The sequence below is a fragment of the Kitasatospora sp. NPDC054795 genome (assembly GCF_053611565.1).
On the sequence record NZ_JBSHAP010000047.1, the window covers coordinates 1 to 23,628 of the forward strand.

Annotated in this window: 19 protein-coding genes and 1 pseudogene; 10 read left to right on the forward strand and 10 right to left on the reverse strand. The window is 76.5% G+C overall.

Annotated features, from left to right (window positions below):
- From ACWGJO_RS18585 to lanKC, 3 genes are all read left to right on the forward strand, one after another.
- On the forward strand, window positions 1-226 hold a 226-nt coding region (locus tag ACWGJO_RS18585; RefSeq protein ID WP_452185035.1), incomplete at its 5' end, for a hypothetical protein.
- Between the two features lie 156 nt (window positions 227-382).
- Entirely contained in the window at window positions 383-1,603 is a 1,221-nt protein-coding gene (locus tag ACWGJO_RS18590; protein WP_452185037.1) for an MFS transporter, read from the forward strand.
- Between the two features lie 40 nt (window positions 1,604-1,643).
- Window positions 1,644-4,202: a class III lanthionine synthetase LanKC gene (gene lanKC / locus ACWGJO_RS18595; protein ID WP_452185038.1), complete on the forward strand. Its 2,559-nt coding sequence runs from the start codon at window positions 1,644-1,646 to the stop codon at window positions 4,200-4,202.
- A 50-nt stretch (window positions 4,203-4,252) separates the two neighbouring features.
- Here the strand turns inward: lanKC and ACWGJO_RS18600 are convergent, their stop codons facing one another.
- On the reverse strand, window positions 4,253-6,175 hold the full coding sequence (locus tag ACWGJO_RS18600; protein WP_452185040.1) for a BTAD domain-containing putative transcriptional regulator: 1,923 nt from the start codon (window positions 6,173-6,175) through the stop codon (window positions 4,253-4,255).
- Between the two features lie 701 nt (window positions 6,176-6,876).
- On the opposite strand from ACWGJO_RS18600, the pseudogene ctaD reads away from it, so the two are divergent.
- The 4 genes and pseudogenes from ctaD to ACWGJO_RS18620 all read left to right on the forward strand — a co-directional run.
- A pseudogene (gene ctaD / locus ACWGJO_RS18605) lies at window positions 6,877-8,547 on the forward strand (aa3-type cytochrome oxidase subunit I); the annotation flags it as partial.
- A gap of 272 nt (window positions 8,548-8,819) precedes the next feature.
- Window positions 8,820-9,359 carry a hypothetical protein gene (locus ACWGJO_RS18610; protein ID WP_452185042.1) on the forward strand — a complete coding sequence of 180 codons (540 nt, stop codon included), beginning with the start codon at window positions 8,820-8,822 and terminating at the stop codon, window positions 9,357-9,359.
- Window positions 9,360-9,577: 218 nt separating this feature from the next.
- Window positions 9,578-10,297 carry a response regulator transcription factor gene (locus ACWGJO_RS18615; RefSeq protein ID WP_359900914.1) on the forward strand — a complete coding sequence of 240 codons (720 nt, stop codon included), beginning with the start codon at window positions 9,578-9,580 and terminating at the stop codon, window positions 10,295-10,297.
- A 193-nt stretch (window positions 10,298-10,490) separates the two neighbouring features.
- On the forward strand, window positions 10,491-11,027 hold the full coding sequence (locus ACWGJO_RS18620; RefSeq protein ID WP_452185044.1) for a pyridoxamine 5'-phosphate oxidase family protein: 537 nt from the start codon (window positions 10,491-10,493) through the stop codon (window positions 11,025-11,027).
- Between the two features lie 21 nt (window positions 11,028-11,048).
- Here the strand turns inward: ACWGJO_RS18620 and ACWGJO_RS18625 are convergent, their stop codons facing one another.
- Window positions 11,049-11,630 carry a TetR/AcrR family transcriptional regulator gene (locus ACWGJO_RS18625; protein ID WP_401053874.1) on the reverse strand — a complete coding sequence of 194 codons (582 nt, stop codon included), beginning with the start codon at window positions 11,628-11,630 and terminating at the stop codon, window positions 11,049-11,051.
- Complete coding sequence (locus tag ACWGJO_RS18630) at window positions 11,627-12,775, reverse strand: saccharopine dehydrogenase (RefSeq protein ID WP_452185046.1); 1,149 nt, start codon at window positions 12,773-12,775, stop codon at window positions 11,627-11,629. The genes ACWGJO_RS18625 and ACWGJO_RS18630 overlap by 4 nt, the downstream gene beginning before the upstream one ends.
- A gap of 38 nt (window positions 12,776-12,813) precedes the next feature.
- On the opposite strand from ACWGJO_RS18630, the gene ACWGJO_RS18635 reads away from it, so the two are divergent.
- Window positions 12,814-13,662 carry an alpha/beta fold hydrolase gene (locus tag ACWGJO_RS18635; protein ID WP_452185048.1) on the forward strand — a complete coding sequence of 283 codons (849 nt, stop codon included), beginning with the start codon at window positions 12,814-12,816 and terminating at the stop codon, window positions 13,660-13,662.
- A gap of 59 nt (window positions 13,663-13,721) precedes the next feature.
- On the opposite strand, the gene ACWGJO_RS18640 is transcribed toward ACWGJO_RS18635, so the two are convergent.
- Window positions 13,722-15,419 (reverse strand): sensor histidine kinase, encoded by a 1,698-nt coding sequence (locus ACWGJO_RS18640; protein WP_452185115.1) that lies wholly within the window; start codon window positions 15,417-15,419, stop codon window positions 13,722-13,724.
- 392 nt (window positions 15,420-15,811) lie between these two features.
- On the opposite strand from ACWGJO_RS18640, the gene ACWGJO_RS18645 reads away from it, so the two are divergent.
- Window positions 15,812-16,663: a universal stress protein gene (locus tag ACWGJO_RS18645; RefSeq protein WP_452185049.1), complete on the forward strand. Its 852-nt coding sequence runs from the start codon at window positions 15,812-15,814 to the stop codon at window positions 16,661-16,663.
- 238 nt (window positions 16,664-16,901) lie between these two features.
- Window positions 16,902-17,909, forward strand: a complete 1,008-nt coding sequence (locus ACWGJO_RS18650) for an Acg family FMN-binding oxidoreductase (RefSeq protein WP_452185051.1) — start codon at window positions 16,902-16,904, stop codon at window positions 17,907-17,909.
- 69 nt (window positions 17,910-17,978) lie between these two features.
- On the opposite strand, the gene ACWGJO_RS18655 is transcribed toward ACWGJO_RS18650, so the two are convergent.
- The 6 genes from ACWGJO_RS18655 to ACWGJO_RS18680 form a co-directional block, all read right to left on the reverse strand.
- Window positions 17,979-18,500: a copper chaperone PCu(A)C gene (locus tag ACWGJO_RS18655; RefSeq protein ID WP_452185053.1), complete on the reverse strand. Its 522-nt coding sequence runs from the start codon at window positions 18,498-18,500 to the stop codon at window positions 17,979-17,981.
- Window positions 18,501-18,541: 41 nt separating this feature from the next.
- Entirely contained in the window at window positions 18,542-20,779 is a 2,238-nt protein-coding gene (locus tag ACWGJO_RS18660) for a heavy metal translocating P-type ATPase (RefSeq protein WP_452185055.1), read from the reverse strand.
- The gene (locus ACWGJO_RS18665) at window positions 20,776-20,937 is read right to left on the reverse strand and encodes a hypothetical protein (RefSeq protein ID WP_359900935.1); all 162 of its coding nucleotides are present in this window, start codon (window positions 20,935-20,937) and stop codon (window positions 20,776-20,778) included. The genes ACWGJO_RS18660 and ACWGJO_RS18665 overlap by 4 nt, the downstream gene beginning before the upstream one ends.
- Window positions 20,938-21,206: 269 nt before the next feature.
- On the reverse strand, window positions 21,207-21,608 hold the full coding sequence (locus ACWGJO_RS18670; RefSeq protein WP_452185057.1) for an NTP pyrophosphohydrolase: 402 nt from the start codon (window positions 21,606-21,608) through the stop codon (window positions 21,207-21,209).
- Between the two features lie 159 nt (window positions 21,609-21,767).
- Entirely contained in the window at window positions 21,768-22,181 is a 414-nt protein-coding gene (locus ACWGJO_RS18675; RefSeq protein ID WP_452185059.1) for a PPOX class F420-dependent oxidoreductase, read from the reverse strand.
- Between the two features lie 56 nt (window positions 22,182-22,237).
- Entirely contained in the window at window positions 22,238-23,587 is a 1,350-nt protein-coding gene (locus ACWGJO_RS18680; RefSeq protein WP_452185061.1) for a D-alanyl-D-alanine carboxypeptidase family protein, read from the reverse strand.
- Window positions 23,588-23,628 lie beyond the last annotated feature (41 nt).

Sequence of the window (23,628 nt, forward strand, 5' to 3'; positions counted from 1 at the left end):
GCCGCCCGCCGTCGCCGTCACCACCCCCCATGCGGAAGGGAGTTCGACCATGGCCGAGAACATGGAGCAGCGGAACGTCGGCGAGAGCGGCGAGGAGGGCCCGGAGGTCGAGGCGCACGTGGCCAACATCCTGGACCTCCAGTCGATGAAGGTCCTGAGCGAAGCCTCCGACGGCAACTGCTTCAGCCTGATCAGCTACGTCGCCGGCGCCGAGACCTCCGCCTGACCGGAGTCCGCACGCCGGGCCGGGCACGGGGGCGGACGCACCGCCGCCCCCGGCCGCCGGCCGCCGAAGGCCTCCGGGGCGGTCCCGCCGGGACGGGACCGCCCCGGCCCGATCCGCACCCCCGCGGGTGCCCCCGCCCGACCACGGAGGACGGCCATGGAGCCCACCCCGCTCGCCCGCAACCGGGACTTCCGGCTGCTCTGGGCCGGCGGCCTGCTGGCCTCGCTCGGCTCCCAACTCGCCTCGATCGCCCTGCCGCTGCTGGTCCTGCGGGAGACCGGATCGGCCGCCCGGGCGGGCGCCGTCGGCACCGTCTCGGTCGGCGCGCTGCTGCTCACCATGCTGCCCGGCGGGGTGCTCGCCGACCGGGTCGAGCGGCGCCGGCTGATGCGGATCTGCGACGTCCTCGGCCTGCTCGCGGTCGGCGCTCTGGTCGTCGCCGTGCTGCGCGGGCACACCCCGCTGCCGCTGGTCCTGCTGGTCGCCGCCGCCGGGGCGCTGATCACCGGCGTCCACGGGCCCGCCGCGGGCGGGCTGCTGCGCGCGGTGGTGCCCGCCGGGCAGGCCCGCGAGGCCTCCTCCCGGATGCAGGCGCGCGGCGCGGCCGCCCGGCTGATCGGACCGCTCGGCGGCGGGGCGCTGTTCGCCTGGCACCCGGTGCTGCCGTTCCTCGCCGAGGGCGTCGGACTGCTGCTGTCCACCGTCTGCGTGGCGCTGATGCGGACCCGCTCGCTGCCCGCCGCGAGGAACGGGCCGGTGCTCGGCCGGGCCGAGCTGACCGCCGGACTGGCCTTCATCTGGCAGCGGCCCTATCTGCGCACCCTGCTGCTGATCTTCGGCCTCGGGATGAACTTCGCGTTCAGCGCGCTGATGTTCGCCACCCTGGCCGTCGCCTCCGACGGCGGCCGCTCCGGCGTCGGCGGCGGCACGGTCGTCTCCTGCACCGCGGCCGGCGCCCTGGCCGGCGCGCTGCTGGCTCCCCGGCTCGGCGCCCGGGTCCGGGACGGCAGCCTGGTCGCGCTCGCCTGCTGGGCCTGCGCGCTCACCGCCGGGGTCCTGGTGCTCACCCGGGTGCCGCTGCTGATCGGACTGCTCTGCGCGGCCTGCATGTGCCTGTCCACCGTCGCCAGCATCGGCTTCGTCTCCGGCATGCTGATCGCGGCGCCGCCCGACCGGATCGGCCGGGTGCAGAGCGCGGCCGGCTTCCTGTCCACCCTGGTCCAGCCGTTCGGCCCGCTGGCCGCCGGCACCCTGCTCGGCTCGCTCGGCGGCACCCGGACCTTCGCCCTGCTGGCCCTCGCGATCGCGCTCTGCGCGGCCGCGGTCACCTGGGCGCCGCCGGTCCGGCGCGGACCGCGGCCGCGCCCGGTCGTCTGAACACCGCCCGCTCCCGCAGGACTTCGGAACAGGAGACCCCATGGCCGGCGCCCACGAGACCCAGCTGTACTGCCTCGCCGATCCGATGTACTACGACACCCCCGGACGGCTGCGGGACGGGGCGAACCGCTACCCGCCGGGCCTCGGCGAGCCGCCCGCGGGCTGGCGGCGGGAGCAGCGCGGACTGTGGACGGTGCTGCGGCCCGAGGTCCGGTCGGCCGACTCCCGGCTGCCGGAACAGGGCTGGAAGCTGCACGTGTCGGCGGTGCGGGAGCGCGCCGAGCGGACGCTGGAGGCCGTCGCCCGGATCTGCCTCGACCGCCGGGTCGCGTTCAAGTTCCTGCGCGGCCCGGCGGCGCTGGCGGTGACGAACGGCAAGTTCGCGGGGCGCGGCAGCAGCGGCAAGTTCATCACCGTCTACCCGGCCACGGAGGGCGAGTTCCTCACCCTGGCCGAGGAGTTGGCGCGGGCGCTGGACGGCTTCCCCGGGCCGTACGTGCTCACCGACCTGCGGATCGGCGACGCCCCGGTGTTCGCGCGCTACGGGGCCTTCGTCGAACTGTGGTGCCAGGACGCGGCCGGGCGGGTCGTCCCGGCCCTGCGCGACCCCTCCGGCGCGCTCGTGCCCGACCCTCGCGAGCCGGCCTTCCGGCTGCCCGGGTGGGTCGAGCCGCCGGCCGCGCTGCGCCCGCACCTGGCCGCCCGGGCGGCGGCCCGCGGGCACCTGCCGTACCGGATCGTCGAGGTGCTCCGGTTCTCCAACGCCGGCGGGATCTACCTCGCCGAGCGGCACGGCACGGGGGAGCGGGTGGTGCTGCGCGAGGCCCGCCCGCACACCGGGCTGGACGGCGCCGGGGCGGACGCCCTGACCCGGCTGCGGCGCGAGCAGTGGGCACTGGAGCGGCTGGCCGGGCTGGCGTGCGTGCCGCGGCTGCACGAGGTGCGCACGGTGTGGGAGCACACCTTCCTGGTGCAGGAGCACATCGAGGGCGTCCAGCTGTTCACCGAGGCGATCCGGCGCTACCCGCTGGTCCACCAGGACTGCACACCGGAGCAGCGCGCCCGGTACGCGCGGTGGGTGGGCCGGGTGGTGGCGGGGCTGGAGCAGGCGCTCGCCGCCCTGCACGGGCGGGGCGTGCGGTTCGGGGACCTCCACCCGGCCAACGTGGTGCTCCGGCCGGACGGGTCGGTGGTGCTGGTGGACTTCGAGTACGCGGCCGCGCTGGACGACCGGCGGGTGCCGGTGGCCGGCGCGGCCGGACAGCACGTCCCGCCCGGACTGACCGGCGCCGAGGCCGACCGCTGGCTGCTCTGGGCCACCTGGCTGATGCTGCTGACGCCGGTGCTGGAACTGGCCGACCTCGACCCGGGCAAACTCCCGGCACTGGAGCGGCGGGCGCGCGAGTGGTTCGGACTCGGGACGGAGGAGGGGCCGGTGCGCCCTGGAGCGGTGGCCCTGGTGGAGTCGGCGAGCGAGCGGCGCGGGCGGGAGCTGCTGGCCGGGCCCTCGCTGGACCCGGTGCGCCGGGAGCTGGTCGCGGGCCTGCACGCGGGCGCCACCCCGGACCGGCCGGACCGGCTCTTCCCCGGGGACGTGGCCGGGTTCGCCGACGGCGGTACGGGCGTGTCGCACGGCGCGGCGGGGGTGCTGTACGCACTGCACCGTGCCGGGGCCGACCGGCCGCAGGAGTACGCGGACTGGCTGGTCGCCGCGGTGCGCCGGCGGGCCGACCGCCCGGGAACCGGCGGACTGTACGACGGGCCGCTCGGCATCGCGCTGGTGCTGGCCCGGATCGGCCTGACGGAGGAGGCGGAGGAGCTGCTCGGGCGCACCCGCACCGCCCGCCCGGCCCGGGAGGCGGGCCTGTTCGGCGGCCGGGCCGGCGCGGCGCTCGCCCGGCTGCGGCTGGCGCACGCGCTGGACCGCCCCCGGGAACTGGCCCACGCGCTGGACGACGCACGGGAGTTGGCCGCGGTGCTGCGCGGCGAGCCGGTGCCCGGGCTGGACGAGCCGGCGGCCGCCGGGCTGCTGTACGGGCTGGCGGGGATCGCGCTGCTCCAGCTGCGGCTGTACCGGCGGACCGGCGAGCGGTGGCTGCTCGACTCCGGGCGGACCGCGCTGGAACGGGCCGTGGCCGGGTGCGTCCGGGTGCCCGACGGGTCGGTGCAGGTGCTGGAGGCCGGGCGCCGGCTGGCCTACCTGGACCGGGGCAGCAGCGGGATCGCGCTGGTGGTGCGGGAGTTCCTGGAGCACGCGGAGCTGCCGGGCGGGGAGGCCTTCCTGGCGGACGTGCGCAAGGTCTGCGCGCCCGGGTTCATCCGGGAGCCGGGCCTGTTCCGCGGGCGGGTCGGGCTGACGCTGGCGCTGGACCGGCTGGGCGGGGCGCCCGCGCGGGAGGCCGTGCTCGGGCAGGTGCGCAAGCTCCAGTGGCACCTGGTGGCCCGGCCGGAGGGGCTGCTGGTGCCGGGGATGCGGCTGAGGCGCTTCTCGGCCGATCTGCACACGGGCGCGGCGGGGGTGCTGCTGGCGCTGAGCGGGCTGGAGGAGGGGCCGGAGGAGCCGCGGGCGGACGTGCTGGACCTGCTGACCCTGGGATGAGCGGACCGCGCGGCCGTCAGGTCGGCGCCGGTGCCCCACGGGCGCGGCCGTCACGTCGGCGCCGGCGCCCGCACGGCCTCCACCGCGCGTTCGCGGGCGTGCAGATGGGTGAGCCGCGGCAGGGCGTACAGGGCGGCGTGGGCGGTGACCTCGCCGGTGGGGGAGGTCACCGCCCCGGTGTCGGTGAGCGCCTCCAGGGTGCGCAGGGCGAGCCGCTCGGGCCGGCCGAGGGCGGCAGCGGCCTCGGGGAGGGTGAAGAGCAGGGCGAGCGGCAGGGCGGCGAGCCGGGCCAGGGCGAGCCGTTCCCGGTCGGTGAGGTCGTGCCAGCCGGAGTCCAGCCGGGCGCGGACGGTGACGTCCCCGGCGACCAGTTCGTCCAGGGCGCCCGCCGGGTCCTCCAGCCGGGCCGCGTACTCGGCGAGCGGGAGGTGGCGCAGCACGGCCAGCCGGGTGCCCGCGACCCGGACGGCGAGCGGCAGCAGCCCGCAGGCGGCCACGATCCGGGCGGCTGCGGCGCGGTCGGCGCCGGTCCGGCCGGTGCCGACGATCCGGCCGAGCAGGTCCAGGGCCTCGGTGGGGGCGAGCGGCGGGACGGCGACGCGGCGCACCGAGGCGAGGCCGGCCAGCTGGCTGCGGGAGGTGACCAGCACGGCGCTCGGGCCGAAGCCCGGCAGCAGCTCGCGGACCACGGCCTCGCCCGGGGCGTCGTCCAGGATCAGCAGCAGCCGGCGCCCGGCGAGCGAGGCGCGCCAGAGGGCGGCGGCCCGGGCCGTGTCGCCGGGGCCGGGGCCGGGGCCGGGGGCGTGGTCGGGGGCGTGGTCGCGGCCTTGGGCGGGGGCGAGCCGAACGGCTCCGACGGGTGCGACGGGTGCGGCGCCCGGGCGGCCGGTGAGGACGGCGAGTTCGGCGAGCACCTCGGGCAGGGGGCGGGCGGTGCCGTCCTCGGCGCGCAGCCGGACCAGCACCCGGCCGTCCGGGAAGCGGTCGGCGAGCAGGTGGCCGGCGTGCACGGCGAGCGCGGTCTTGCCGCAGCCGGCCGGGCCGGAGAGCACCGCGACGCGCCCGCCGCCCTCGCCCAACTCGTCGACGAGACAGCGCAGTTCGTCGGTTCTTCCGGTGAAGTCGGCGGTGTCGGCGGGCAGCAGCGCGGCGCCGTTCGGCCCGGCGCCGCGCTCCGGGCGGGCGGCGGTGGGCAGGGAGCGGCCGCGGGCGAGCAGCTCCCGGTAGCGGGCGGTCAGCGCGGGGCTCGGCTCCAGCCCCAACTCCCGGGCGAGCAACTGGCGGTGGGTGTCGTAGACGGCGAGCGCCTCGGCCTGGCGGCCGGACAGGTGCAGGGCGTTCATCCGGGCGGCCTGGAGGCGCTCGCGCAGCGGGTGGCGCTCGGCGAGCTCGGCGAGGTCCTCGGCGACGGCCCCGGGGTTGCCGAGCTCCAACTCGGTCTCCGCCCAGTCCTCGTGGACGCCCAGGCAGCGAGCCTCCAGCCGCTCCGCCTCCGCCTCGACGGCCGGCGAGCGGCGCAGATCGGCGAGCGGCGGGCCCTGCCAGAGGTCGAGCGCCTGGCGCAGCAGCCGGGCGGCGGGGGCGAGGGCTCCGCCGTCGGCGGCGGCCCGGCCGGCCCGGGCCAGGGCGCGGAACCGCAGCAGGTCCAACTCGGGCTCGGCGACCCGCAGCAGGTAGCCGGCGGCCGAGTGCACCAGCCGGTCGGGCCCGTCCCCGCGGCCGAGCAGGGTGCGCAGGGTGCAGACGTAGACCTGGAGGTTCTTCCGGGCGGTGCGCGGCGGCTCCTCGGGCCACACCGCGTCGGTGAGCAGGTCGACCGGGACGGCGGTGTTGGCGCGGCTCAGCAGGACGGCCAGCACCAGCCGCTGCTTCAGCGGCCCGAGGGCCAGCGGGCGGCCGTCGGCCTCCCCGGTGAGCGTGCCGAGGACGGCGAAGCGCAGCCGGGCGGGGGTGGCGGGCTGGGCCAGGGGCATCGGCGTACCTCCGGGGCGTGCGCGTGGGTGCGGGCGCGGACTTGGGCTTGGGCGTTCGCGGCAACGGTGTGGCAGGTGGCAGGTGGCAGGTGGCAGGTGGCAGGTGGCGGGTGGCAGGTGGCGGGGCTGCGGTCGGCGGGGCGGCCGGGGTGCGGATGCGGCGGTGCGGTGTGGGCGCAGGCTACTTGACGGCCGATCGGCGCTGAAGGCCGCGGAATCGGACGGCTCCGCTCCCCCCGGGCCCATGACCGGGGCCCCGCGGCGGGGGGCGACGGTGGGGTCCGTACGGCTGCGCGGTCGCCGTTCCGGCAGGTCGGCCGGGGCGGCGGGGCCCGGTCGGGCCGGGTGGACGGGCGGCCCGCGGGGCGCCGCCGGGCGGGCGTACGGGGCGGTGGGGAAGGGCGCGTTCCGGCGGTTCTCGACCGGGGCTCCGCGCCGCGGTGAGCGCGGCCCGAGTGGGCGGCGATCCGGGCAACGCGGCTGCCCGACGGCCGGTCAGGACGTGCCGGACGGGCGGCCGGGAGGTGTTGGTCGGCCGGCCGGGAGGTCCCGGGTGCGCGGTCGGGAGGTCCCGGTCGGGGCCCGGGAACTCGGGCCCAGCGGCCCCGGGCGGGCGGGCCGAAGGGCCCTGGGGCGCGGAGGGCGCCTGTTCGGATCATGGAGCGCCATCCATTCGCACGACGTTCCGAAGGAGTGCGTCCTTGAGCGCCACCCAGGCACAGGGCGACCCCACCTCACCGCCAACGGCCCTCCCAGCAGGGACGGCCAGGGCCAGGAGGCCCGGTTCGGCCCTGGTCAGACTGCTGACCACCACCGACCACAAGACGATCGGCACCATGTACCTGGTGTCGTCGTTCGCGTTCTTCCTGATCGGCGGCATCCTCGCCCTGGTCATGCGCGCCGAACTCGCCCGGCCCGGAACGCAGATCCTCTCCAACGAGCAGTTCAACCAGGCCTTCACCATGCACGGCTCGGTGATGCTGCTGCTGTTCGCCATGCCGCTGTTCACCGGCTTCGCCAACTGGATCATGCCGCTCCAGATCGGTGCGCCGGACGTCGCCTTCCCGCGCCTGAACATGCTGTCCTACTGGCTGTTCATGTTCGGCTCGCTGATCGCCGCGGCCGGTTTCGCGACCCCGCAGGGCGCCGCCGACTTCGGCTGGTTCCTCTACGCTCCGCTGTCCGACGCGATCCACTCGCCCGGCGTCGGCGCCGACATGTGGATCATGGGCGTGACGCTGTCCGGCTTCGGCAGCATCTTCGGCGCCGTCAACTTCATCACCACCATCATCTGCATGCGCGCTCCGGGCATGACCATGTTCCGGATGTCCATCTTCTGCTGGAACGTGCTGCTCACCTCGGTGCTGGTGCTGCTGGTCTTCCCGGTGCTGGCCGCCGCGCTGCTGGCGCTGGAGTGCGACCGCAAGTTCGGCTCCCACGTCTTCGACCCGGCCAACGGCGGGGCGATGCTCTGGCAACACCTGTTCTGGTTCTTCGGGCATCCGGAGGTGTACATCCTGGCGCTGCCGTTCTTCGGGATCGTCTCCGAGGTCATCCCGGTGTTCAGCCGCAAGCCGATGTTCGGCTACTCCGGCCTGATCGCCGCGACGGTGGCCATCGCGGGCCTGTCGGTGACGGTGTGGGCGCACCACATGTACGTCACCGGGCAGGTGCTGCTGCCGTTCTTCTCCTTCATGACCTTCCTGATCGCCGTCCCGACCGGGGTGAAGTTCTTCAACTGGGTCGGCACCATGTGGCGGGGCTCGCTGAGCTTCGAGACACCGATGCTCTGGACGGTCGGCTTCCTGGTCACCTTCCTGTTCGGCGGCCTGACCGGCGTGCTGCTCGCGGCCCCGCCGATCGACTTCCACGTCTCCGACTCGTACTTCGTGGTCGCCCACTTCCACTACACGCTGTTCGGCACCGTGGTCTACGCGATGTTCGCCGGCTTCCACTTCTGGTGGCCGAAGATGACCGGCAAGAAGCTCGACGAGCGGCTCGGCCGGATCACCTTCTGGACCCTGACGGTCGGCTTCCACGCGACCTTCCTGGTCCAGCACTGGCTGGGCGCCGAGGGCATGCCGCGCCGGTACGCGGACTACCTGGACTCGGACGGCTTCACCACCCTGAACACCTTCTCCACCATCGGCTCGTTCCTGCTCGGCCTGTCGATCCTGCCGTTCCTCTACAACATCTGGAAGACCGCCAAGTACGGCGAGAAGGTCACCGAGGACGACCCGTGGGGCTGGGGCCGCTCGCTGGAGTGGGCCACCTCCTGCCCGCCGCCGCGGCACAACTTCGTCAAGCTGCCGCGGATCCGCTCCGAATCCCCGGCCTTCGACCTCCACCACCCGGACATCGCGGCCATGGACGTCCTGGCGCACAGCGGCAAGCCCGCCACGCACCTGGGCGACGTGGAGCCGACGAAGTACGACCGGCCGCTGAGCCGGGCGGACCGGGCGGCCGCCGCCGTCGCGGTCAAGGCCCGGCCCTCCGAGGCCGCCGCGTCCAGCGATTCACCCTCCTCGGGCGGCTGAGCCCGCCCCTCGAACGCCGTCCCCGCCCGCGTCGCTGCCCCCGGGCGGGCGGGGACGGCCCACTTCTCCCCTTCTCCCCACCCCTTCGTGACCAGGAAGGCCGGGTCGTGAACCACGCCGTTCTCGCCATCGGCACCGCCGCCCTCACCGCGAGCGGCTGTGTCTGGTACCTGCCCGCCATCGCCGACCTCCAGGCCGGCGCCGACCGGCCCCGCTCCACCCGCACGGCCGCCGCGGCCTGCGTGCTGTGGTGGGCCGGGCTCGCGCTCGCGGGCGGGCTGCTGCTCGTCGTGCCGGACTGGCGGCCCGCCGCACAGATCGCGCTCGCCGGACTGGTCGGCGGCACGGCGCTGCGGCTGCGGGCGCTGTGGGACCGCCGCCGGGAGGTGAAGGAGACGGCGGCCCGCTGGGCCGCCCTGGACGTCGGGCCCGCCCCGCGCTCCCACCGGCCGCCGGCCCTGGCCCTGGCCCTGGCCGGGTGGCTGGTGGTCGGCGCGGCCGTCGCCTCGCTCGGGGCGGTCGCCATCCTGGTGTCCGGCGGCGGCGAGGTCGTGCCCCGGGTGGTGCTCGCGGCGGTCAGCGGCGCGGGTGTCGCGCTCGCCTTCCTGCTGATGGGGCTCGGGAACATACGGCGGCAGGGGCGCTGAGGACGCTTGGGCCGGCGCGCCTCCCGAGCGGTCCGGCGGACCCTGAAGAGACCTGAAGAGACCTGAAGAGAACCGCAGGACCGGCCCCGGCCCGGCCCGGGCCGTGTGGCCCGGCCGGAATGGGGCCGTTGGGCCCTGGGCCCGCGGCCGGGTCCGGGGGATGATGCCCTGGGCCCCGCTGGGAGTGTGCGGGGGTGCGACGAAGGTGGAGCCGCGTGATGGCGACCAAGACGGAGGGTGCCGGGGCCCCGGCACCGGTCCGGGTGTTCCTGCTGGACGACCACGAGGTGGTGCGCCGCGGGGTGCACGACCTGCTGGACTGCGAGCCGGACCTGGAGGTGGTCGGGGAGGCGGCGACGGCCGAGCAGGCGCTCGTCCGGGTGCCCGCGCTGCGGCCCGACGTGGCTGTGCTGGACGTCCGGCTGGGCGACGGTGACGGCGTCTCGGTCTGCCGTGAGCTGCGCTCGCGGATGCCCGGGCTGGCCTGCCTGATGCTGACCTCCTTCGACGACGAGGAGGCGCTGCTGGACGCCGTGATGGCGGGCGCCGCCGGGTACGTGCTCAAGCAGATCAGCGGGACCGACCTGGTCGCCGCCGTTCGCACCGTCGCCTCCGGCCGCTCGATGCTCGACCCCGGCGCCGCGACCCGCCTCCTGAACCGCCTGCGCAGCGACGCCGAACCCGCCCAGCCGGTCACCACCGGACCGGGCCTGACCGCGCGCGAGCAGGAGGTCCTCGAACTCATCGGCGAGGGCCTGACCAACCGGCAGATCGGCGAGCGGCTCTACCTCGCGGAGAAGACCGTCAAGAACCATGTGTCGCGGCTGCTCGCCAAGCTCGGCGTCGAGCGGCGGGTGCAGGCCGCCCTGATCGCCACCGAGCTGCGCCAGGCCTCCGCGGCCGCGCAGCCCTCCGTGCTGCGCACCGGCCGGGGCTGAGCCCGGCCGTTCGGCGCGGTTCGCGGCCGTTCGGCACCGGTTGCGGCCGTTCGGTGCCGTTCGGGGCCGAACGGTCCTTCGGTCCCGGGCCTGGGGCCCGGGGCCGACGGCCCGCCGGGCGGGGCTCTCGCCGGGCCCGGCCGGGACCATCGGCCCTCGCGGCCCGGCCCGCGCCCGGGCGAGCATCGCTCGCATGAACCGCGACCACGTCCCGTCCCCCCGGCCCGTCCCGTACGACCCGCCCGGTCCGGCTGCCCTGCCCGTCCCGGCCACCCCGGCCGTCGGGTACGACGGCCCCGTTCCGTTCGACCGGCCCGTTCTGTTCGACCGGCCCGTTTCGTCCGGCCGCTCCGTTCCGCAGGACCGGCCCGACCTGCCGGAACTGCGCGAACTCGACCGGAAGCGGTCGCTGGAGCTGCTGGCCCGGGCCGAGGTCGGCCGGGTGGTCTACACGGTCGACGCCCTCCCGGCCGTCCTGCCGGTGCCGTTCCGGCTGGCCCCGGGCGGTGTACTGCTCTCGGCGCCGGCCGGCTCCGAACTGGCCCGGGCGGTGGACGGCGCGGTGATCGCCTTCGAGGCCGACGAGGTGGACGGCCGGGACGGCTCCGGCTGGTTCGTCACCGTCCTCGGCCGCGCGCAGGTCCGCCCGGCGGCCAGGACGGCCGATCCGGGCGGCACGGTCCGCATCCGCATTCGCCCGGAACTGGTCATCGGCCGGTGCCTGGCCTGAGCCGGCGGCCCCGAGGCGTCCTCATGGCCCCAGCAACGCCAGGGCGGTGCGCAGGAGTTCGGCGTCCGCCGCGGCGTCCGCGGTGCCGGCCAGGCCGGAGCGGAAGAGCGAGGCGCCCTCGATCAGCATGACGAACACCTGGGCGCGGGCGTGCCGTTCCTCCTCCGTCAGGGCCGGTTGGCGTTCGGCGAGGAAGCAGGCGACCAGCTCCCGGTAGCGGTCGTAGAAGGCCCGGACGGTGGCGGCCACCGAGGGGTCGCGGGCGGCCAGCGCCCACAGCTCGGCGAACAGGCGGACCAGGCGCACGTCCTGCTGCTCGGCGAGCAGTTCGCGGAGCAGGGCGTCCTCGTCGCGGCCCGGGTCGAGCAGCGGCGCGAGCCGTTCCACCGAGCGGGCGAGGACGCGCTCCAGCACGGCGGCCACCAGCTCGGCGTGGGTCGGGAAGTAGTGCTGGAGGTGGCCGAGGCGGACGCCCGCGGCGGCGGCCACCGCTCGCATGGACAGTTCGGTGCCGCCCGCGGTGACGAGCAACTCCTCCGCGGTGTCCAGCAGTTGCTCCCGCCGCTGGGCGCCCTTGCCGCTCAGGCCCCGGACGCTGCTCATGCCGCCGCCGCCGTGCCGCGCCGCCCGTCGGCCCCGGTGGCCGTGACGGTGACGGTGACGCCCAGGGCCGCCAGGTCCTCCAGGACCTGCCCGGGGCGCGGGGTCTGCTCGGGGAAGGCCACCCCGGCGGGCGGCGGGGCGCCGTCCGCGCCGAGCGCCCGGCGCAGCGCCAGCAGGGCGCCGACGGCGGTGAGCCGGGCCTGGCCGCCCCGGTCCTCGACGGTGGCGGTGAGGGCGCCTCCGCCGGAGGCGACGTCGGTGCGCACCAGGGCGGTGCCGCCCTCGCCGGGGGAGTGGAGCAGGGCGCGGCGGGCCGGCTCCCAGCGGTCGCCGCGGCCCCAGCGGAAGAAGCCGGCGTGCCGGGCCGCGAGCAGGGCGGTGGTGGAGGAGCGGGAGCTGAAGCCGATCCGGGTGGCGGCGGTGGTGGCGCCCAGCGTGAGCGGGAGGGTGAACTGCTCGGGGGTGTCGATCCCGGCGACCAGGGTCGGGGTGTCGCCGATGCGGACGGTCCGCGGGTGGCTGAGCGGGGCGACGGAGCGGCGTCGGCCGTCCTGGATCACCTCGTAGTCGAGTCCCAGGCGGTCCATGAACTCCACCGAGTCGGCGCCGGCCCGGTCCGCGAGGTCCCAGCGGATGGCGGTCTCGATCCGCTCGGCCCCGCCCAGCCGGTCCGCCAGGGCGGCGGCGACCAGGCTGGTCACCCCGCCCATCCAGGCCGAGGAGAGCAGCACCGGGGCGGTCGGGCGCAGCAGGGCGGCGAGCGTGGCCGCGCGCTGGAGCCGGGCGGTCCAGCGGGTGACGTCCACGTACGGTACGCCCGCGCGGACGGCGGCCCGCAGCACCCGGTCGTCCGGGTCGTTGACCACCCCGACCACGGCCCGTACGGCGGCGGTGAACGGCTTGGGGTCGGCGAGGTCCCAGCGGCGGACGGTGGTGTCGTCCAGTTCGGCGGCGAGGGCGGCGCCGCGCTGCTCGGAACGGCCGGTGAGCAGCAACGGCCAGGTGGGGGAGGCGAGTCGGGCGAGTTCGGCGCCGACGGTGCCGTAGCCGCCGACCAGCAGGACGGGGCCGTCGGGGTTGTGGCTGAGGCGGTCCGAGGGGAAGGTGGGGTGCGGGGGGAGATCTTCGACGGATGTGGGGCTCATGGAGACAAATATAGGTCACCCGACCTAAAATTTTCGTCATGACGTACTCCGATTCCTCCGAACAGACCTTTGACCTGCGTACCTTCGACAGCGGCCACGGCCGCCTCGCCTACCTCGACGCCGGTACGGGCGAACCCCTGGTGCTGCTGCACGGCGGCCTGCTGGACCGCCGGAGCTGGGCCGACCAACTCCCCGCCCTGCTGCCCGAATACCGGGTGATCGCCCCGGACACCCGCGGCCACGGCGCCTCCGACAACGCCGGCCGGCCCTTCCGCCCCGCCGACGACCTGGCGGACCTGCTGCGCCACCTCGGCCTGGGCCCGGTGACCGTGATCGGGCTCTCCATGGGCGGGACGATCGCCCTCGACCTCGCCCTCGAACACCCCGAACTGGTCCGCGCCCTGGTGATCAGCGGCAACGGCACCAGCGAATCCGAGTTCACCGACCCGTGGCTCGGCGAACTCGCCGCCCACCAGACCGCCGCGCTCGCCGAGGGCGACGCCGAAGCCTGGCTCGACTCCTTCACCAGCCTCGCCTCCGGGCCGCACCGCCGCCTGGACGAGGTCGACCCGGAGGTGGTGCGCCGGCTCAAGGAGATGACCCGGAGCACCGTTGCCAAGCACACCCCCGACGAGCCCCAGTACCTGGTGCCGGTGACCGACACCTGGAAGCGGCTCACCGGGATCACCGTCCCGCTGCTGGCGATCAACGGCGGCATCGACTCGGTGGACCACATCAACCTGGCCGAACGGGTCGTGCGCACCGTCGTCGAAGGCCGCGCGGTGATCGTCGAGGGCACCGGGCACTACCCCAACATGGAACGGCCGGAGGAGTTCAACAGCCACCTCCTCGGCTTCCTGCGCACCCTGCCCGCCCTGCGCGGCTGACGGCTGACGGCTGACGGCTGACGGCTGACGGGAGGCGGGTGGCAGGTGGCGGGAGGACCTCAGGACCCGATCGGGGCCTCCCAGACCAGCCGGGTGCCGCCGCCCTCGGCCGGGTCGACGGTGAAGGAGCCGCCGACCCGGTCGGCGCGCTCGGCCAGGTTGCGCAGCCCGCTGCGCCGCCCGCCCTCGGGCACGCCGACGCCGTCGTCCGTCACGCTCAGCGCCACCCGCCCGGCCAGGGCGCGCAGCGTCACCTCGACCCGGGATGCCTTGGCGTGCCGGGCGGCGTTGCTGAGCGCCTCGGCGAGGACCGCGACCACGTGCCCGGCCAGCTCCTGCGGCACGTCGGTGTCCAGCAGGCCCTCCATGCTCAGCCGGGGCGGGAAGCCGAGCGGGCCCTGGGCGTCGGTGACCACCCGGGTGGCGCGGGCGCGCAGGCCGCGGTCGGGCTCGCTGTGGGCGCGCAGACCGAAGATGGTCGAGCGAATGATCTTGATGGTCTCGTCCAGGTCGGCCACCGCCCGGGCCACCCGGTCCGCCGCCGCCCGGCTCTCGATCAGCCGGCCCGCGCTCTGCAGCGTCATCCCGGTCGCGAACAGCCGCTGGATCGCCAGGTCGTGCAGGTCCCGGGCGATCCGGTCGCGGTCCTCCAGCAGGTTCAACTGCTCGGCGTCACGCCGCCGTTCGGCCAGCTCCAGGGCCAGCGCCGCCTGGTCGGCGAAGCCCAGCAGCGGACCGGTCTCCTCCGGCCCGAACGCCGGCTGACCCTGCGCCCGGGCCAGCAGCAGCACGCCCCGCCCGTACCCGGTACCCGTACCCAGCGGCACCGCCACCGCCGCGCCCAGCCCGTCGAAGCGGCCCGCCGGACCGGCCGGGAAGCGGGTGTCGCAGGCCAGCTCGTCACTGGTGGCCGGCGAGCCGGAGGCGTACGCGGCACCCGACAGCGTGCCGTCCACCGGCACCGTCACCCCCAGCCGCGCGGACGGCGTGCCACCCAGCGCGACCTCCACCGTCAACTCCTCGGCCCGCTCCTCCGGACCGGCCAGCGCCACCGAGACGTCCGCCAGCTCGGCGCCCGAGATCTCCCGCGCCCGACGGGCGATCAGCTCGACCACCTCCAGCCGCGGCGCCCCCGACAGCAGACTGCGGGTGATCTCGGTGCTCGCCCGCAGCCAGCGCTGACGCAGCTGCGCCTCCTCGTACAGCCGGGCGTTGTCGATCGCCACACCGGCCGCGACCGCCAGCGTGGAGATCACCGCCTCGTCGTCCTCGTCGAAGTCCAGCCCGCCGCGCTTGTCCGTCAGGTAGAGGTTGCCGAACACCTCGCCGTGCACCCGCACCGGCACCCCCAGGAAGGTGTGCATCGGCGGATGGTTCGACGGGAAGCCCACCGAGGCCGGGTGGTCGGACAGCACCGGGCAGCGCAGCGGCCGCGGCTCGCGGATCAGCTCGCCCAGGATGCCCCGGCCCGACGGCGGCGGGCCGATCTCGGCGATCTCCTCCTCCGTCAGGCCCACCGTCAGGAACTGCGACAGCGTGTGCCCGTCCGGCCCGATCACCCCGAGCGCCCCGTACCGGGCGTCCACCAGATCGGCGGCGGCCTCCACGATCCGGTGCAGCGCCTGCGCCAGGTCCAGCTCCCGCCCGACCGCCAGCACCGCCTCCAACAGGCTGTGCACCCGGTTCTGGGTGCCGCGCGCCGCGTCGATCCGCCACTGGAGCTCCTCCAGCAGCTCGTCCAGGCGCAGCCGTGGCATCCGCGCGCCGCCACCCGCCGCGCTGCCGTCCGCTCCGCCCACCGCTGTCCTCCTCGTCGTGCTGCCCTGACCGGCCCGTCCACCGTCCGGACGCGCCCCGTCCGCCCCGCGGACGGCCGCCCCCACCGCCCGACCCGACTCGGGTGCCGTCCGACCAGCGGGATTGCCGTGTTCACGGTAGTGCCCCGGTGTCGGTGGTGGGGACGGCGGGGTCGGCCGTAGGCTCCCTCGGGCGGGCCTTTCGTCCCGCCGCGCAGGGTCCTGAGGCCTCTGCCGCCGGGCCGCGCGTCGCTGCCAGGGTGGGGGAGGAGCGGACGGGGCGTCAGAGCACACCGCGGCCCGCACCGAACCGCCGAGCGTCGACGACCTGTCGACAGTGTGGAGGAACAGTCATGACGTCAACCGTGCTGGCCGGGGTCGACGGATCGCCGCAGAGCGCCGCGGCCGCCCACTGGGCCGCCGCCGAGGCGGTGCGCCGGGGCGCCTCGCTGCGCCTGGTGCACGCCTGGCCGTGGCTGACCGACGGCGTGTCCTCCTTCGCCGACGCGGACGACCTGCCCGAGGCCGTCCGCCGCACCCTCGCCGAGGCCGCCGCGGACATCCGCGGCCGGCACCCCGACCTGGCCGTGGAGACCGACGCCGTCCTGGACGCACCGGTGGACGGCCTGCTGGCCGCCGCCGCGGAGGCGGAGCTGCTGGTGCTCGGCTCGCGCGGCCGCGGCGGCTTCACCGGCCTGCTGCTGGGCTCGGTCAGCATGTCGGTGGCCGGGCGCAGCACCGTGCCACTGGTCGTGGTGCGCGAGGAGGGCGAGGCCGGCGCGGGCGAGGTGGTGGTCGGCGTCGACGCCCACACCCCCGAGACCGAGGTGCTCGCCTTCGCCTTCCGGGAGGCGGCCCTGCGCGGCGCCCGGGTCCGGGCGGTGCACGGCTGGGAGCTGCCGCCGGTGTTCGGCTACGCGGGCGGCGCCGTCCCGGCGGCCGAGCTCGCCCAGCTGGAGGCGCTGGAGGCCAAGCTGCTCTCGCTCGCCCTGGCCGGTCCGCGCGAGCAGCACCCGGAGGTGGAGGTGGTCGAGGACGTGCAGATCGGCGCCGCCCGCGCCCTGGTCGAGGCCTCCGCCGGCGCCGCGCTGGTCGTGGTCGGCCGGGGCCGCCGCCCGGTCGAGTTCGGGCCCCGGCTCGGCCGGGTCGCGCACGCCGTCCTGCACCACGCCGAGGCCCCCGTCGCGGTCGTTCCGCACGGGTGATGGACGGCCCGTCCGGTGGATCCGCCCCCGTCCCGATCCACCGGACGGGCCCGACCGCCTCCCGCCGGGGCCTCCCGAGCGGGTGGCCCCGGCCCGGCGGCCGCGAGGACGGGGCCCTTGGGCCCTGTCCCCGGACCGGTCGGGGCGCGCACGCTCGAAAGCAGCGGGACCCGCGGGCCCCGTGCAGCCGAACCCCGCAGTTGAAGCCGAAGCCTCGCGGTTGAAGGAGTGGATCGCCATGACGCTCGACCCGGCTCTCACCCAGATGCTCAGTACGGCCGACCTGCGCCTGCTCGCCGCGGCCGGCGGCGCGGCGCCCTCGCTGCACAACAGCCAGCCCTGGCGCTTCGTGCCGACCCCGGACGGGCGCGGGCTCGCCGTGCACGCCGACACCGGGCGTTCCGTACCCCTGGCCGACCCGGTCGGCGCCGCGGTGCACATCGCGGTCGGCGCGGCCGTGTTCAACCTGAGGGTGGCGGCCGGTCGGCTGGACCGGGAACCGCAGGTCCGGCTGCTGCCGGAGGCCGCCGAGCCCGGCCTGCTCGCCGTGCTCGACCTCTCCCGGCCGGCCGTCGAGGAGACGCCCTTCGGCCGCGACCTCTACCCCGCGATCGCCGCCCGGCACTCCAGCCGCGAGCCCTTCACCCAGCGCGACGTCCCCGAGGCGGTGATCGGCGAGCTGATGGCCGCCGCCCGCGAGGAGGGCGTCGCGCTCGCCGCACTGGAGGAGGACGGCGTACGGCGGGTGCAGGCGCTGACCGCCGAGGCCGAGCGCCGCATCGCCGCCGACCCGGACCGCGTCGCCGAGTCCCGCGCCTGGCTGCGGTCCGACGACGGCACCGCCGAGGACGGCATCCCGCAGGCCGCGCTCGGCCCGCAGGACCACGACGCTCGGGTGCCGATGCGCGAGTTCGCCGGCCGCCCGCCGGAGGCGCCCGTGCAGCCCTCCCGGCGGTTCGAGGCGCTGCCCCAGCTGTGCACCCTCACCACCCCCGGCGACGGCCCGCTGGACTGGCTGCGCACCGGGCAGGCGCTGGAGCGGGTCTGGCTGCTGGCCACGGTGCACGGCGTCCGGCTCACCATTTGGCACCAGGCGATCGAGTGGCCGGACATTCGCTGGGCGCTGCGCGACCCGGCCGCCGGGCCGGGCCACGTCCAGCTGGTGCTGCGGGCCGGCTACGGCCCGCCCGGTGCGGCGACCCCGCGGCGGACGGTCGAGGAGACGCTCGGGGAGCGTCCCGCCTGAGTCGAGCGCCCTGCCCCGGGCGGTCGTCTCCCGGAGCGTCTCCCCGGCCCCAGGGGCCTTCGGGGACGGTCAGCGCGGCCGTTCGGCCGCGGGCAGCACCTGGGCGGCGAGCCGCAGCGACGGACTGTGCCGGAAGGTGAGGGTGAACTCCACCCACTGGCCGGCCCGCAGCGGCGGCGGCCCGGCGATCATCAGGTCCGCGTCCTCCGGGGTCATCCGCAGTTCGCCGCGGCCCGGCACCGGCAGCGCCGAGGCCGGCTCCCAGCGGCCCGCCGCGCCCTGGTGCAGGTGCCGCTTCGGCGTGATCCGGCCGCCGAACTCCCAGGAGGCGCCGGTCAGTTCGTCGGGAACATCGCCCGGATTGCGGACCGTGAAGAAGGCCGCCGTGGCGGAGGCCGCTCCCGCCGTCGGCAGCAGCACCCAGCCCGGTTCGGCCGTCACCGGGAGGGCGCGGCCGGCCCCGCCGACCGCCGTCCACCCGGTGAGCAGGACCAGGGCCAGGGCCGCCGCGCCGACCGGCGGGCCGGCCACCGCGAGACGCCCGGCGGCCCTCGCCGCCGCCCTGCTCCTCGCACCTGTCACACCTGTCATACCTGTCACGTCCTTCGCACCCTTCCTGTCCTTCACGCCCCTCACCGCCGTCCTCCCCGGCGCTGTCCCCGCCCCGGCTCCCAGGTGCGCAGCCGCAGGCTGTTGCCCACCACGAGCAGCGAGCTGAGCGACATCGCGACCGCCGCCAGCATCGGGTTGAGCAGCCCGACCGCCGCCAGCGGGATCAGCACCAGGTTGTAGCCGAAGGCCCAGAGCAGATTGGCCCGGATGGTCGCCAGGGTCTGCCGCGCCAGCCGTACGGCGTCCACCACCGCCTCGATGTCGCCGCCCACCAGGGTCAGCCCGGCCGCGCCGATCGCGGCGTCGCTGCCGGAGGCCAGCGCCACTCCGAGGTCCGCCGAGGCCAGGGCCACCGCGTCGTTGACACCGTCGCCGACCACCGCCACCGTCCGTCCGGCGGCGCGCAGTTCGGCCACCACCTCGGCCTTGCGCTCGGGGGAGGCCGAGGCGTGCACCCGCTCGATGCCCAGCTCGGCCGCCACCGCCCGCGCGGCGCCCGGGCCGTCCCCGGTCAGCAGGACGGTCTCCAGGCCCAGCCCGCGCAGCCGGTGGAGCGCCCGCCAGCTGCCCGATCGCAGGGTGTCGCCGACCACCAGGACGGCTGCCGGCCGCCCGTCCAGCTCGACCGCGACGGCCGTACGGCCCTCCTCCGCGGCCTGCGCGGCCGCTTCGGCCAGGGCCGGCGGCAGGACGGAGTCGTCCGGCCGCACCACCCGCACGGCCCGGCCCTCGACCGTCCCGGACACCCCGAGCCCGGTGGTGGCCGCGAAGCCGTCCACGGCCGGCGGCGGCCCGCAGCGCTCCCGGGCCGCCGCCGCGACGGCCCGGCCGATCGGGTGCTCGGAGCGGTGCTCGACCGCGCCGGCCAACCGCAGGGCCTCGTCCTGCGCGAGGCCGTCGGCGGTGGTGACGGCCGCCAGCTCCATCCGTCCGGTGGTCAGTGTCCCGGTCTTGTCCATCACCACCGTGTCCACCCGGCGCAGGCTCTCCAGCACCTCCGGGCCGCGCACCAGCACGCCCAGTTCCGCGCCCCGCCCGGTCGCCGCCAGCAGCGCCGTCGGTGTGGCCAGCCCGAGCGCGCACGGGCAGGCCACCACCAGCACCGCGACCGCCGCCGTCACCGCCGCCTGCGGGGCCGCGCCCGCGCCCAGCCAGAAGCCCAGCACGCTCGCCGCGATCGCCAGCACGCAGGGCACGAACACCCCGGCCACCGCGTCCGCCAGCCGCTGCGCCCGCGCCTTGCCGGCCTGGGCCTGCGCCACCAGCGCGGTGATCCGGGCCAGTTGGGTGTCCGCGCCGACGGCCGTGGCCCGGACCACCAGGGCGCCGCCCACGTTGACCGTCGCACCCGCCACCACGGCGCCCGGGCCGACCTCGACCGGCACGCTCTCCCCGGTCAGCAGGCTCAGATCGAGCGCCGAACCCCCTTCGACCACCACCCCGTCGGTGGCCACCCGCTCGCCCGGCCGCACCACGAACTCCTGCCCGGGCAGGAGCAGTTCGATCGGCACCAGGCGCTCCTCGCCGTCCGCCCCGCGCAGGCACACCTGCTTGGCGCCCAGCTCGGCCAGCGCCCGCAGCGCGGACCCGCTGCGCCGGCGCACCCGGCCCTCCAGCAGCCGCCCGGCCAGCACGAACAGCGGTACGCCGACCGCCGCCTCCAGGTACACGTGCGCGGTGCCGCCGCCGTCGGCGGTCAGCGAGAACGGCATCCGCATGTCCGGATCGCCGGCCCCGCCGAGGAACAGCGCGTACGCAGACCAGCCGAAGGAGGCCACCACACCCAGACTGACCAGGGTGTCCATGGTCGCCGCCGCGTGCCGCAGCCCCCGCAGGGCCCGGCTGTGGAAACCGGCCGACCCCCAGGTCACCACCGGGACGGCGAGCGCGAAGCAGACCCACTGCCAGGCGGTGAACTGCGCCGACGGCACCATCGACAGCACCAGCACCGGGACGGCCAGCAGGGCGGTGACCAGCAGCCGCCACCGCTCGTCCGGCTCCTCGGCCGCCATTCCGACCGGAACCCCCGCGGGCAGCGGCTCGGCGGTGCAGCCCGCCCGCTCGACCGCCGCCACCAGTTCCGCGACCGGGATCCCGGCCGGGTGCAGCACCCGGGCCCGCCCGGTCGCCAGGTTCACCCCGGCCGTCACCCCGTCGATCCGGGCCAGCCGCTTCTCCACCCGGCCCACGCAGGCGGCGCAGGTCATCCCGCCGACTGCCAGATCGGTGGCGACCACGGGCTCGGCGACGGCGCTCACCGCATCCCGCCCATGTCGTGCCCACCCATTCCGGGGGACGCCCCGCCCCCGCCGCTCGGCCGCAGCCCGGGCGCCACCGGCCCCACCTGCCGGCCCACTCCGTAGGCCACCACGAACACCACCACCAGCAGCAGGAGGAACCCCGCCAGCACACTCAACGGCCGGACACCCGGCGACTTCGCACTCACCCCCCAGCAGTCGGACACGACCGCGGAACGGTTCCCGTACGGTCCGAAACAGTGGCGCGAACAATCGGATGACGAGTTGCGGCCCGACCGGGTGGCGTCCGGGACGGCGCCTCCGATGCGCCCGTCCCCGAGGACGTCCCGGCACGCGCCGCTACACCCTCGGCGGCCTCGGCGACGCGTCCTTCGAACTGATCCCGCTGCTGGAGAGCGGCCAGGACGGCGGCCACCCCTGGGAGCAGTCAGCTCCGCACACTGCGCGGCCCGGTCGCCCCGGCGCCCAACGCGCCGACCCGGGAGCGCAGTTCACGGTCGGCGGTGACCACCAGGCAGGTCCGCTCCGGGGCCTCGGTACGGGCCGCGCGGACCAGCTCCACGATCCGGTCGTCCCCGCTGCCGCTCGCCCCGACCACCCGCACCCCGGCCACCCCGTCGACGCCCCGGGCCGCGCCCTCCACCACCAGGACCACCTCCAGCGGGCCGGGCAGCTCCGGCACGCCCCGGGCGGCCACCGCGACCAGCCCGTCCCGCAGCCGCTCGGCGGCGCCCCGCCGGTCCCGCCACCAGCCGTCCGGCACGGAGCCGACCACGTTCGCGCCGTCGACGACCAGCAGGGGGAGCGGCCCGGCCGCGTTCTCGTCCATGGCCGCCAGCCTGCCACGTCGTCGCCCCGCGCCCCGCCGCGGGCACGCGCCGGGCCGCGGCCGCGCTGAACGCCCTGGCGGACGGGCTGGAGGAGCGGTTCGGGCCGGAGTCGGAGTTCGTCGGGCTGCCCAGCGTGCTGGCGGGCCCGCACCCGTAGCTCAGTCCGCGAGCGTGATCCGGATGCCGACGGTGCCGCGCTCGCCGCGCCGCAGCCGGCTGCCGAGCAGGGTGAGCACGCCGAGCAGGCCGTACTTCTGGCGCAGCAGCGTGCGGTACGCGGCGGTGCGCTCGGGGCCGAGGATCTCGGCGGTGGCGGGGTACTGGTCGCCGGTCGGGTTGCCCTTGACGTCGCAGGGGCCGACCAGCACGTCCGCGCGGTTGCGGATCCGCTTGACCTTCCAGGAGTCCGCGACGGTCCAGACGCCGAGCGCCTGCCCGTCACGCACCACCCACACCGGGGTCGGCACGGTGCTGCCGTCCTTCTTGTAGGTGGTGACGAGCAGGTAGCTCCCGGAGGAGAGCCGGACGATCCGGGAGAGCCGGTCCGCGGCGGAGGGGTCGGGCGTGGTCATGGCCGGAAGTCTAGAGGGCGGTGCACCGGAACCCGGCCGGGTACCCTCCTCGCCGGTCAGTCGGATCCGGCGCGGTGGGTTCGGGCGCGGGACCGGGCGCTGCGGACCAGCGTGCGGGCTTGGCGGACCACGCGGCGCCGGCCGCGGCCACCGACGCCGGTGGCGCCCCCGACGGAGGTCGCGCCGCCCCCGCCGTACGCGGGGAGGGGGACGGCCGGGGCGGGCGCGGCTTGGCGGCGGGCGGCGGTGCGGGCGGTGGCCCAGGCGGCGAGCGCGGTGCCGAGGGCCGCGGCGGTCCAGACGGCGGCGGCGAAGCCGGAGTCGGAGCTGCCGGCCACCGGCGGGCGGGACCAGGGCGGGAGCTGGTCGACGGCCTCGGCCTCGGCCCCGGCGGACGGGGAGGGCGAGGGGCCGGCGGGCTCGTCGACCAGTTTGCCGACCGGCTGGACCTTCCCGGCGGCCGCGAAGCCCCAGTCGAGCAGGCTGGCGGCCTCGTCGTACACCTTGCCCTGCGCCTCGGGGTGCATCACCGTCACCAGCAGGGTGCGGCCGTCGCGTTCGGCGGCGCCGGTGAAGGTGGCGCCCGCGTTGGTGGTGTAGCCGTTCTTGACGCCGATCAGGCCGGGGTACTTGCCGAGCAGCCGGTCGGTGTTGGCGATGTCGAAGCTGGTGCGCCGGCCGGTGGTCTTGTCCAGCCCGCCGGGGAAGCTCGCGGTGCGGGTGGAGCAGTAGGAGCGGAAGTCGGTGTTGCGCAGCCCGGCCCGGGCGAAGAGCGTGAGGTCGTAGGCGGAGGAGACCTGGCCGTCCATGTCGTAGCCGTCGGGGGAGACCACATGGGTGTCCCGGGCCTGGAGGGCCCGGGCGCGCTCCTGCATCTCGGTGACGGTCCGCTGGATGCCGCCGTTCATGTGGGAGAGGACGTGGACGGCGTCGTTGCCGGAACTGAGGAAGACGCCCCGCCAGAGGTCCTCGACCCGGTAGGCCAGGTTCTCCTTGACGCCGACCAGGCTGCTGCCGGCGCCGAGGTCGGCGAGTTCGGCCGTGGTGACCTTGTGCTCCAGGCCCCGGTCGAACTTGGGCAGCACGGTGTCCGCGAACAGCATCTTGAGGGTGCTGGCCGGGGGCAACGGCAGGTGGGCGTCACGGGCGGCGAGCACCTCGCCGGTGGCCGCGTCGGCGACCAGCCAGGAGCGGCCGGTCAGTTCGGACGGCAGGGCCGGCGCCCCGGCGAGCGGCTCGACCTGGACGGCCGGGCGGCCGAGCCGTTCCCCGCCGACGGCGGGGACGGAGTCCTGGGCGAGGGCCGCCGGGGCGACGACGGAGAGCACCAGGGCGGCACAGGCGGCGGTGCCGGCCGCGGCCCTGGTGACGTACGGGGACTTCTGCTGCTCACGCTTGGGCTGCACACGGCGAACGTACCCGGGCCGCCGCCGGGCCGCCGGGCCTG